The organism is Streptomyces katrae (assembly GCF_000966975.1).
GTDB lineage: Bacteria > Actinomycetota > Actinomycetes > Streptomycetales > Streptomycetaceae > Streptomyces > Streptomyces katrae.
On the sequence record NZ_JZWV01000233.1, the window covers coordinates 1 to 9,999 of the forward strand.

The 9,999-nt window shown below is 74.1% G+C and carries 12 protein-coding genes and 1 pseudogene; 5 read left to right on the forward strand and 8 right to left on the reverse strand.

Going from position 1 to position 9,999, the window contains the following annotated elements; all coding sequences use genetic code 11:
* Positions 1 to 387, forward strand: a pseudogene (locus VR44_RS10460) (allantoin permease); the annotation flags it as partial.
* Between the two features lie 16 nt (positions 388 to 403).
* Here VR44_RS10460 and VR44_RS10465 read toward each other — a convergent pair.
* The 8 genes from VR44_RS10465 to rpmB form a co-directional block, all read right to left on the reverse strand.
* A complete protein-coding gene (locus VR44_RS10465) occupies positions 404 to 2,347 on the reverse strand; it encodes a hypothetical protein (RefSeq protein ID WP_045947149.1) in 1,944 nt (647 codons plus the stop codon).
* 112 nt (positions 2,348 to 2,459) lie between these two features.
* A complete protein-coding gene (locus tag VR44_RS10470; protein ID WP_052713538.1) occupies positions 2,460 to 3,563 on the reverse strand; it encodes a glycoside hydrolase family 113 protein in 1,104 nt (367 codons plus the stop codon).
* Between the two features lie 35 nt (positions 3,564 to 3,598).
* A complete protein-coding gene (locus tag VR44_RS10475) occupies positions 3,599 to 4,855 on the reverse strand; it encodes an acyltransferase family protein (RefSeq protein WP_094191546.1) in 1,257 nt (418 codons plus the stop codon).
* 211 nt (positions 4,856 to 5,066) lie between these two features.
* The gene (locus VR44_RS10480; protein ID WP_052713539.1) at positions 5,067 to 5,972 is read right to left on the reverse strand and encodes a hypothetical protein; all 906 of its coding nucleotides are present in this window, start codon (positions 5,970 to 5,972) and stop codon (positions 5,067 to 5,069) included.
* Positions 5,969 to 6,307, reverse strand: a complete 339-nt coding sequence (locus tag VR44_RS10485) for a PadR family transcriptional regulator (protein WP_045947150.1) — start codon at positions 6,305 to 6,307, stop codon at positions 5,969 to 5,971. The genes VR44_RS10480 and VR44_RS10485 overlap by 4 nt, the downstream gene beginning before the upstream one ends.
* A 152-nt stretch (positions 6,308 to 6,459) precedes the next feature.
* The gene (locus tag VR44_RS10490; RefSeq protein WP_045947151.1) at positions 6,460 to 7,464 is read right to left on the reverse strand and encodes a BtrH N-terminal domain-containing protein; all 1,005 of its coding nucleotides are present in this window, start codon (positions 7,462 to 7,464) and stop codon (positions 6,460 to 6,462) included.
* 131 nt (positions 7,465 to 7,595) lie between these two features.
* A complete protein-coding gene (gene rpsN, locus VR44_RS10495) occupies positions 7,596 to 7,901 on the reverse strand; it encodes a 30S ribosomal protein S14 (protein WP_045947152.1) in 306 nt (101 codons plus the stop codon).
* A complete protein-coding gene (gene rpmB, locus VR44_RS10500) occupies positions 7,901 to 8,137 on the reverse strand; it encodes a 50S ribosomal protein L28 (protein ID WP_045947153.1) in 237 nt (78 codons plus the stop codon). The genes rpsN and rpmB overlap by 1 nt, the downstream gene beginning before the upstream one ends.
* 78 nt (positions 8,138 to 8,215) lie before the next feature.
* On the opposite strand from rpmB, the gene rpmG reads away from it, so the two are divergent.
* The 4 genes from rpmG to rpsR form a co-directional block, all read left to right on the forward strand.
* A complete protein-coding gene (gene rpmG, locus VR44_RS10505; RefSeq protein ID WP_045947154.1) occupies positions 8,216 to 8,380 on the forward strand; it encodes a 50S ribosomal protein L33 in 165 nt (54 codons plus the stop codon).
* 31 nt (positions 8,381 to 8,411) lie between these two features.
* Positions 8,412 to 8,660 (forward strand): type B 50S ribosomal protein L31, encoded by a 249-nt coding sequence (locus VR44_RS10510; protein ID WP_045947155.1) that lies wholly within the window; start codon positions 8,412 to 8,414, stop codon positions 8,658 to 8,660.
* Positions 8,657 to 9,799 carry a CobW family GTP-binding protein gene (locus VR44_RS10515; protein WP_045947156.1) on the forward strand — a complete coding sequence of 381 codons (1,143 nt, stop codon included), beginning with the start codon at positions 8,657 to 8,659 and terminating at the stop codon, positions 9,797 to 9,799. The genes VR44_RS10510 and VR44_RS10515 overlap by 4 nt, the downstream gene beginning before the upstream one ends.
* Before the next feature lie 32 nt (positions 9,800 to 9,831).
* Positions 9,832 to 9,999 (forward strand): 30S ribosomal protein S18 (gene rpsR, locus VR44_RS10520; RefSeq protein ID WP_045947157.1); only part of this gene is annotated, 168 nt, incomplete at its 3' end.

Here is a 9,999-nt window from a genome sequence, read left to right on the forward strand (position 1 = left end):
GGCATGCTGCACGCGGTGAACCCGGTGGGCGTCGTCGCCTTCGTGGCCGCCTCCGGGCTGTCGATCGCCATGTACTTCGGCCTCTTCGGCGAAGGCCTCCAGCCCTACTCCCCCGTGGCCGCGGCCGTCATCGCCTTCGTCCTCACCCCCCTCACGGCCGTGGTCACCCAGGGCCGCTACTACCTGCGCCGCACCGACGACGGCATCGACGAGCCCCTGCTGGACGGCGACGGCAATCCGAGCGCCGTCACCTTCGACTGCCACGTCTGCCACCAGCCCTACGAGCGCCCCGACCTCGCGGCCTGCGTCGCCCACGAGGCGGTCGTCTGCTCGCTGTGTCTGAGCACCGACAAGAGCGGCGAGCACGTCCTGCCGGCCGTCGCGTAGGCCGGGCGCGCCGGGCTCAGCGGCGGGCGGCCCCGGCGTGCGTCCTCGCCGCGTCCACGGCTGCCTCGCCCGCGGCGAGGATGCGGTACAGGACGGGGACCGGGATCGCCGGGTTGGTGACCGCCGTGCGTGCCGTGTCGCGGTCGTGCAGCAGCCCGGACAGGACGCGGGCCGGCAGCCGGGGGCTGCGCATCGCGCTCGCGCGGACGTGGACCGCCGGGTCGTTCAGCAGCCGTACCGCATCGGCCGGGGACAGCCGGGGGTCCTCGGCGGCGCGCCGGCGCACCTCGGGTTCCGGGTCGCGGGCGAGGCGTGCGACGTCGGCGGGGGTGGACTCCGGGTCGTCCAGGGCCAGGCGGCGCATCCGTCCGTCGGGGTCGGCGGCGTGGCGCAGCAGGCCCGTACGGGGGAAGTTGGGGTGGCTGCGGGGACGGTCGGGGTGGCTGAAGCTGCCGTCCCACCAGCGCCAGACCTCCAGCAGCATCTCGGCCGGCGCGTCCTCGCACGATTCGGCCAGGAACAGCCGGACCGTCCGGTCCTCGTCCCGCGCCAGGCGCTCCACGACATCAGGGGGAAGACGCCGGGCCCGGGCCACGCTGCGGCGGACGAGCGGATGGGACGACGCGGCGAGGCGGCGCATCGCGTCGGCGTCCCCGTGCAGCCGCTCGACCCAGGGCAGCGTGTACGACATCGTTTCCGGGTCGAACGTGTGGCGCACGGCGGCACGCTGCCGCTCGGTGAGGTCGGGCCGCAGGGCCACCGCCGAGCGGACGGCGTCGTCCGGGTCCTGTGCCAGGACGGCGACGGCGTGGGCACCGAGCCGCGGGTTGGCGGCCAGCGCCCGGCGCGTGTCCGCGTCCCCGTCGCGGACCAGTTCCGCCTCGAGTTCCGGGGCGAGGCGGCACTGTTCGAGCGCGGGCCGGGGCTCGGGCAGCGCGGCGAAGACCTCGCGGGGCATGGGGGCGGCGGTGTGGTGGGCCAGCAGCGCGGGCGTGCGCACCGCGTCGTCGGTGTCGGCCAGCAGTCGCTCCCGCTGCGGCGCTCCGAGCTCCTCCCACCGGGCGCAGGCAGCCGCCCGCACCCGGGGATCGGCATCGGCCGCGAGGCCCGGGAGACGGTGGGCGGGGAGGCCGGGGAGAGCGGCGGCCGCGGCTCGGGAGGGTCCGGCGAGGAGGTCGTCGTACAGGTCCTCGGGGAGTTCGGCGCCCCAGACGGTGGCGCGCTCGGCCAACAGGACGCGCCGTCGGGGCGACGGCTCGGCCCGTACCAGGCGGATCCACTGGTCGGACGTGAGCTTGGGCCGGAAGGTGTCGGCGGGTGCCGACCGCACCTGCGGGTCGGGGTGGGCGACGGCGGCGTCGAGGACGGCGGGCCGGTCGCATCCGTGCAGGAAGCCCTGCTCCACGTCCAGCAGCCGGATCAGCAGCGCGTCCGGTGCGGCGGGATTGGACCCGATCCAGTCCGCCCAGTGCAGGGGCCACGCGGGCCGGCCGGGGACCGCTGCCCACGCTTCGGCGCGCTCGGCCTCCGTCTCGCGCCCGGCGGCCTCCGCCGCCTCCTCCAGCCGCTCCAGCAGCCGGTCGACGGCCGTCACGCGGGGCCCGTCCGCGTCGGGCACCTGCGCGAGGAGCACCTGCCCGTCGAGGGAGAGGGCCACGAACCCGGGGTCGCCGGTCAGCCCCGGTATGCCGGCGCCGGTGTGACGGACCCGGGTCCACAGGGCGTCGTTGCCGCCGATCCGGTGTCCGAGGACGGCCACCAGGAACTCCCCGTCGGCATCCGCGAGGCGGCGCCACCAGGCGGCGTCGAGGGTGGCCCGGACCGCGCCGTCGGGCGCCGCGGTTCCCCGCGCGACGCGCCAGCCGGCGTCGGGCGGGAACGGGCTGCCCGTGCACACGTCCTCGACGACGGTGAGTCCGGCGGACGTGAGCAATGCGTGGAGCTTCTGGGGTGTGTGCACCCGGCCATGATCTCCGCCGGGCCGCGGCGGGGTGGAACCGGGGCCCCTCGGCCGTGTCCCGACCGGTTGCGGGCACTCTCGCCGCGGACCCGTGCCCGGTGGCGGCGCGGCGTCAGCGGAAGCGGGCGGCGACCGTGTGGAAGGAACGCTTCGGCTCCCACTGCCCGGTTTCCGCGTAGCCTCGCCGCGTCCCGGTGGGGAAGGTCTTGGCCAGTGCGAAGCTGGCGATGTCCAGGTCGTGGCGGCGCTGCGGGGAGTAGGGCGAGTCGGGGGCGATGAAGTTGTAGACGAACGCACCGTGCAGGCGCTCGGCCGCGTACAGGTCCAGCAGTTCCCCTATCTCCTCGGCCTGTTCGCGTTCGTCGCGCACGTGACCGTCCTTGACCGTCGGGGGCTGCCGCTCCCAGTCCACCGCGTTGAAGCCCGCACCGCCCTGGTCCCTGGCACCGGTGAACGTGCAGCAGCCGAACTCGGTGACGACCACCGGCTTGCCGTGCCGGCGCAGGTCGCGCAGCCTGCCGGCGTAGCCGGCCCGGTTCTCGGCGTTCCGGTACAGGTTGACCCCCAGCACGTCGAAGCCGCGCCAGTCGACCTCCTCCCACTCACCCGAGCTGTAGGTGACCCGTCCCGCGAACAGCGGGCGTACGGTTTCCAGCGCCCGCCCCAGGAAGGCGTTCAGCCGCTCCTGGTAGCCGGCCGACTCGGGGCGCCCCAGGGCCCGGCCTCGTTCCACGTAGTCCTTGCCGGGGACCAGACCGGACATGAAGAGGGTCAGCTCCGTGCCGACCGACAGGCCCACTCCGGGATGCCGGCCGCGCAGCCGCTCGGCGGCGCGCGCCACCGATCCGAGGAAGGCGAGGGTCTGCTCGGCGTCCTGGTCGAACTGGCGCGGCTCGAACCAGACGAACAGGCCCTCCGCGGCCGCGAGGGAGGCGGCCTCCGTCAGCCGGTCGAGGTCGTGGCCGAGCAGCAGGACGGCGTTGCAGTGCAGCTGCCGCTTGATGGCGGCGATCTCCCGGCGCACGTACTCCGTCCGCCACAGGTCGCGGTCCGTGTCGAAGTTGACGCCCTTGTAGGTGAGGGAGGAGGCGCCGCGCGGCGGCGTCGCCGTCGCGGTGGACGTCGTACGGGCCTGGGCGGGGCCTGCGAGGCAGATGGCGGGCAGGGCCGCGGTGCCCGCCAGGAGAGTCCGGCGGGTGATCGGTGCTGGTGTCATGCCGTCAGCCTGCACGGGGCTCGGCCGGCGGGGCGTCAGCCGAAAGGCGCGCGGCCGTTCGACCGAAGTCGCTCTCGCGCGAGCCGGTGCGGTGGGTGGTGGGCGGGGCCGCCGTCCTGTCCTTCGGTCTCCGTGCGCTGCGGGGCCGGGGCGGGGTCCAGGGCCGCGGTGAGGCGGCGGCGCAGGAGCGGGCCGAGCCTGCGGTCGACCTGGCGGTTGAGTACGGCGGCCAGCAGCAGGGAGAAGAGGAGGCCGGCGGCGACCGACGGGAGCAGGCCGAGGGACGGGAGGGACTTGAGGGCGCCGCGGCTGACGGGTATGCCCACGCTCTGGTGGACCAGGTAGAAGGGGTAGGTCAGCGCGCCGGCGTGGACGAGGGCCGGCCAGGAGAGGTGGCGGAGCCGGCTGAGCGCGGCGAGGGCGAGCAGGACGAGGAAGCCGGTGAGTACGCTCGCGCTGACCACCCAGTTGGACGTGGGGTGCGTGGCCACCCGGGCGTCGAGGACGGTCAGGGTGTAGCACCAGGCGAAGCCGGTCAGGAGCCAGAGGAGCAGGTTGGGTCCGAAGCGGTGCATCAGGTAGCAGGCGATGCCCGCCACGAAGAGTCCCGCGTACTGGCTCAGCAGGAGTTCGTCCAGGACGGCGGAGTCCAGTTCGCGGCCGACGGACGCCAGGACCAGCCAGAGGAATCCGAAGGCCACGACGCGCAGATAGGTCAGGCCGATCAGCAGCAGGGCGCCCATGAGCAGGTAGAAGCGGGCTTCCACCCACAGCGTCCAGGCGACGCCGGCGGTGAAGTCCACGCCCAGCGGGCCGGGGATCATCGTCAGGTTGCCGAGGGTGGTGCGCAGGTCCGTGGGTGCCCCGGACCGCTGTCCGGCGAGCACGGTGACGGTGCCCATCGCGACGACGATCAGCACGACCGCCCAGTACAGCGGGAAGAGGCGGGCGATCCGGGAGACGGCGAACCGTGCCGGGGTGCGTCCCCAGCAGCTCATGCAGATGACGAAGCCGCTGATCAGGAAGAACGCCTCGACTCCGAGCCAGCCGTAGCCGCTGACGGCGTGGAGCAGCGGCGCGGCCTGCGGCAGGTCGTGGTGCTCGCCCCAGAAGCGGGGGGTCGGGGTGCCCAGGAAGTGGTAGGCCGCCACCGCGACGGCGGCGAGCAGCCGCAGTCCGTCGACCGCCGCCAGGCGCCCGCCCCCGTCCGGCGCGTCCGTGGCGCGCGCTCTCGCGGCCCGGGCGGGACGGAGCGTGCTGCGGGCGGCTTCGCGGAGTGCGGGCTCGGACATGGGAACTCCTGTGGCGGGGCGGCCGTCGGCAGAAGCCGCCGGTCGGGGAAGGAGACGGGCACACCGCCCCCGGCCGCCGGGCACCGGCGCGGGACGGGGGACGCGGCGTTCGGGGCGCGGGACGGGGCATGCGGTGGAGGGCGCGGCCAGGGTGTCCGGTGGTGTCGCGCGGGGCGCGGAAGGGGCGCCCTGCCCGCCTGCGCGCCGGTGGTCAGGCCGGGTTCGGCGTGTCGGAACCGCTCCCCCGGCGCAGGCGCAGGACCACGGCTGTCACGACGACGGCGCCGGCGGCTGCCAGGACCTTCTCGGTGCCCGCCCAGCCCGAGAAGTACAGCGTGGTGAGCAGGGGTGCCGCGGCGAAGGCGAGCGCGGCCGTGCTGCGGATCCCCGCGAAGGCCTGACGGCCCGCCAGGACGAGGGCGGCGGCGAGCGGGACGCCGAACCGCCAGGACACGACGAGCCCGATGCCGAGCGGGTCGGTCACGACCATGGCGGCCACCAGCAGGACGGCCCAGGCCACCAGGGCGAGCACGCCCGCCCCGCTCCGCACCCGGCGGGCCGGCCTCAGATCGGGCGGGCAGGCCAGCGGGAGGGCCGCGACCAGGACGGGCGCGAGCAGGAAGCCGACGAGGTCCCACCGCGGTTCGGGCGACAGGTGCCAGATCGGGAGGAGGAAGCTCATCGAACTGGCCGCGGCCCCGGCGACCGCGCACAGGACGGCGGCCACGTGGGACCGGCCGGCCAGGGCGACGACCGCCCCGACCAGGGTCAGCAGGTAGCCGCCGTTCATCAGGCTCACGAGCGGGGCCGCGCTGCCGGCGGTCCCCGCGATGCGCATGACGTACCAGTCACCGACGGTGCCGATGAGGTTGAAGGCGGCGTACGCGGCGGTCGTGGCCAGGGCGAAGGGGGCGGCGCCCGCGGAGAGCCGCCCGGCGGCCTGCGCGGAGCCGATGCCGAGGCGCAGCCGCAGGGCGTGCGCGACGACGTCGGCTGTCTCACGGAGGCGGGCGCCCGGCCCCGCCCCCTCGGTCGCCTCGCGGTAGGCCTCGCCGATCTCTTCGCCGAACGCGCGCCGGAAGCCCGGCGGGTACAGACGCAGCAGCAGGGGGTTCACGCGGTGGCCGCCTCGCCGCTGACACCCAGCCGCCGGGTCGCCTCGCGCGCGGTGGCCGCGATCCGCTCGGCCTCGGCGGCCAGGGCCGCACGCCCGGGCGGGGTCAGGGTGTAGGTGCGCCGCAGCCGGCTGTCGACGACCTCCTCACGGTGGACCTCGATCAGCCCCTGCTGCAACAGGCGCTCCAACGCGCCGTACAGCGTGCCGGTCCGCATCTTCACCCGCCCGCCCGAAATGGCCTCGACCTCGCGTGCGATCGCGTAGCCGTGACGGGGTTCGTCCGCGAGCGCGGTGAGGAGGAGCAGGGTCGGTTCCTGCATCGCACGATCACTCATGTGATCACTATATGTCAGTCACCGGCATATGTAGTCACGGGGCTGCTCTGCGGGGACACTCGGTGGTCGACGCCGCCATGCGTCGGCCCGCCCACGGCGGACGGGTAAAGGCGGAGTGGCCCGCACCGGATCCGGTGCGGGCCACTCCCCCCCTAGTCCGTCAAGGAGCGGATCGCCTGCCGCTCCAGGTCCAGGCAGCGGTCCACTCGCCGGGCGCACGCGTCGAAGAAGGCCCGGCGTTCGTCCGGGCCGGCGTCCGGGGAGGCGGCGTGGGCGAGTTGGGCCAGCTCCGACCACTGGCCGCCGGACTCCCTGAACAGCGCGGCGGCCTCCGCGCGGCCGGCGAGGTCGAGGAAGTCGGCGTACAGCGGCCGCGTCGCGCCCGGGGCCGTCCACTCCTCCTCCAGGCAGGCGTACAGCCGCCCGGTGCCCGCGCGGAAGGCCTCCGGCGTGCTGCCGAACCGGCGTTCCCAGCCGGCGGCGGTGCTGCCGTCGCGCAAGTCGGCGGCGAGCTTCTCCATCCCGCTGAAACCGAAGTTCACGTCGAACGCGTTACCCAGGACCGGCCCGGTGAAGTGCCTGACCGTGGAGGCGATCGCGCCCGCCACGTCCGGCTCCCCCTCGGGCGGCCCGGTGGGCACGATCAGCTGGTGGCGGCCCTTCCGGTGCGCGGTCCAGGCGGCGCCGAACTCCTCGCGGTCGATCCGGTAGGGGGTCTCGGCCCCGTCCTCGACGAGCAGGTCGTCGCCGTCGTACCCGGCGATGACGACGGTGTGCTGGTCGGTGCCGGTCAGCTCGGCGTCCGGGTCGGGGTCGTGCCAGGGCAGGGAGGAACGGTCGACCACGCAGAAGGCGGGCTGCCCGGCGTCGAGCGCGGCCCTGACCCGGCCCCAGCGGGGGTTCATGGCGCGGGTGGCCTCGTACGGAACCCCCAGGCGGCCGAGGGCGACCTGCACCCAGGGCTCGGGGTGGGCCTGGGCCACGATCGTGAGGATGGGCAGCCTGCCCTCGTACTCGAAGACGAAGTACATGAAGCCGACACCGCCGGCCAGGCCCGCCACGAGCTCCTCGTCGTGGACGCTGCCCAGGGCGTGCCGGATCAGCGAGGCCTCCCGGTGGCGTCCGGTGCCGAAATCTTCGTATGCGAGCACGGTCATGAGGCCACCCTAACCGCCGTAAGGGCAGCTCAGCGCAGCGCGAGGTGCTTCACCCCGGCGAGGTGGGCCCTGGCGGTGCGCGGGCCCGCACCCCGCTGGGAACGCGGGCCCGCGCGGTCGCGCCGCCGGTGCTACCAGGACGACTTGGTGACTCCCGGCAGGAGTCCGGCGTGCGCCTGCTCTCGCATCCGGACGCGCGACAGCCCGAATCTGCGCAGGTGTCCGCGGGGGCGGCCGTCCACGCTGTCGCGGTTCCGGACCCGGGTGGCGCTTGCGTCGCGGGGCTGCTTGCGCAGTTCGGCCAGGGCGGCGGCGCGTTCGGCATCCGTCGAGGACGGCCGCCGGAGGATCTCCTTCAGCTCGGCGCGCCTCCGGGCGTACCGCCCGACGATCGCCTTGCGCTTCTCGTTCTGCGCGATCTTGCTCTTCTTGGCCATCAGACCTTCACCCCCCTGGCCCGGATCCGGGCCACCGCGGCCTCGATACCGATGGCGTCGACGGTCTTGACCGCCTTCGCGCTCAGGGTGAGGCGGACATGGCGCCCTTCGCCGGGCAGCCAGTAGCGCTTGCTCTGGATGTTGGGGTCGAAGCGGCGGGACGTGCGCCGGTGCGAGTGGGAGACGTTGTTGCCGAAGCCCGGCTTGGCGCCGGTCAGCTGGCAGTGCGCGGACAAGGTGTTACCTGCCCCTCTCATGACGGAAGTGTCGGGAGTAGTTATTGGAAACGATTTCCATTGTCGTATAGTAGCGGCATGGCACGCAACGAGATGCGCCCGGTCATCAAGCTCCGCTCCACAGCGGGGACCGGCTACACGTACGTCACCCGCAAGAACCGGCGGAACGACCCGGACCGCCTGGTGCTGCGCAAGTTCGACCCGGTCGTCCGCCGGCACGTCGACTTCCGCCAAGAGCGCTGACTCCCGCCCGTCCCACCTCAAGGAGCCCGTCATGAAGCCTGGAATCCACCCCGCCTACGGCCCCGTCGTCTTCCGCGACAAGGCCGCAGACTTCGCCTTCCTCACCCGTTCGACCGCCACCAGCGACAAGCCGGTGAAATGGGAGGACGGCAACACCTACCCCGTCATCGACGTGGAGATCTCCTCGCAGAGCCACCCCTTCTACACCGGCACCGCCCGCGTCCTGGACACCGCCGGCCGCGTCGAGCGCTTCCAGCGCCGTTACGGGAGGACGGCGTGACCCTGCCCGTCGTCATCGTCGGCGGACTCCACTCCGACGCCCGCAAGGAAGTCGTGGAACGGCTGCTGCATACCGTCCCCGGCAGCATCACGCTCCACCACGACCTGGCCACGGCGGCACGGGGCACGGTCCTGCGCGTGGTGCGCGACGCCTCGGGCGAGCTGTCGCGGAGCGAGGCGCCCCTCGTCAACGACTGCGCCTGCTGCGCGCTGCGCGAGGACCTGGTACCCGAGCTGGGACGACTGGCCGACAGTGGCCTGGCCCGGCTGGCCGTCGTCGAACTGTGGGACTCGGTCGAGCCGAGGGCGATGGCCGAGGTCGTCGCCGCGCACGGCGCCGGCGCGTTCGACCTCACCGGCGTGATCACCGCCGTGGACCCCGCGCTCGTACTGCCGTACCTGGTCAACGGCGACGACCTGGCCGACGTGGGCCTCGCGGCGGCCGCCACGGACCAGCGCACCGTCGGCGACACCTGGGCCCGGCAGCTCGAGTACGCGCCCGTACTCGCCCTCGTCGACAGCGGGGAGGCCGATGAGGAGGACCGCGCCCTCCTCGCCCAACTCCACCCGACCGCCAGACGGGTGGACGCGGCGTCCGGCGAGCTGGCCGCACTGGCCTTCGCCGGCTTCGACGTGGAGGCGGCTGCCGGCGCCCAGCACCCGGCCTGCGCCCTGCTCCCGCAGGAGGCGGAGGAGGCGGGAGTCACCACGTTCGTCTGGCACCGCCGCCGGCCCTTCCATCCCGAGCGGCTCTACCAGGCCCTGGAAGACCTCTGCTGTGCGGCCGCGCGCAGCCGGGGCCGGTTCTGGCTCGCCGACCGCCCCGACACCCTGCTGGCCTGGGACGCCGCGGGCGGCGCGCTCTGCGTGGAGAACGCGGGGCCATGGCTGGCCTCCCTGCCGGACGCCGCCTGGGAACTGGTCCCGCCGATGCGGCGGGCCGCCGCCTCGCTCGACTGGCATCCCGACCACGGCGACTGCTGCCAGCACCTCGTCTTCACGTCCCCCGGCCTCGACCGCCACGGACTGGAACGGCTCCTCGAGTCCTGCCTCCTCACCGACGCCGAATACGCGGCGGGACCCGATGCCTGGAGGTCCCTGCCCGCCGCCTTCGACTCCCTCCTCGACCCCGTCTCGTAGACCCCGTACGACCCACCGCCCAAGGAGCACGCATGGCCCGCCGCCAGAACCCCCGCAAGCCGCTCAAGGACCGACCCAACCCGCTGGACGCGGCAGGAATCACCCGTATCGACTACAAGGACACCGACCTGCTGCGGAAGTTCGTCTCCGACCGCGGCAAGATCCGCAGCCGCCGCGTCACCCGCGTCACCGCCCAGCAG

What these genes read in the sequence shown, in the direction of transcription:
- VR44_RS10470 (WP_052713538.1), bottom strand. Translation starts at nt 3,563, where the DNA reads ATGACACCAGCACCGATCACCCGCCGGACTCTCCTGGCGGGCACCGCG.
- VR44_RS10475 (WP_094191546.1), bottom strand. Translation starts at nt 4,855, where the DNA reads ATGTCCGAGCCCGCACTCCGCGAAGCCGCCCGCAGCACGCTCCGTCCC.
- VR44_RS10485 (WP_045947150.1), bottom strand. Translation starts at nt 6,307, where the DNA reads ATGAGTGATCGTGCGATGCAGGAACCGACCCTGCTCCTCCTCACCGCG.
- VR44_RS10490 (WP_045947151.1), bottom strand. Translation starts at nt 7,464, where the DNA reads ATGACCGTGCTCGCATACGAAGATTTCGGCACCGGACGCCACCGGGAG.
- rpsN (WP_045947152.1), bottom strand. Translation starts at nt 7,901, where the DNA reads ATGGCCAAGAAGAGCAAGATCGCGCAGAACGAGAAGCGCAAGGCGATC.
- rpmG (WP_045947154.1), top strand. Translation starts at nt 8,216, where the DNA reads ATGGCACGCAACGAGATGCGCCCGGTCATCAAGCTCCGCTCCACAGCG.
- VR44_RS10510 (WP_045947155.1), top strand. Translation starts at nt 8,412, where the DNA reads ATGAAGCCTGGAATCCACCCCGCCTACGGCCCCGTCGTCTTCCGCGAC.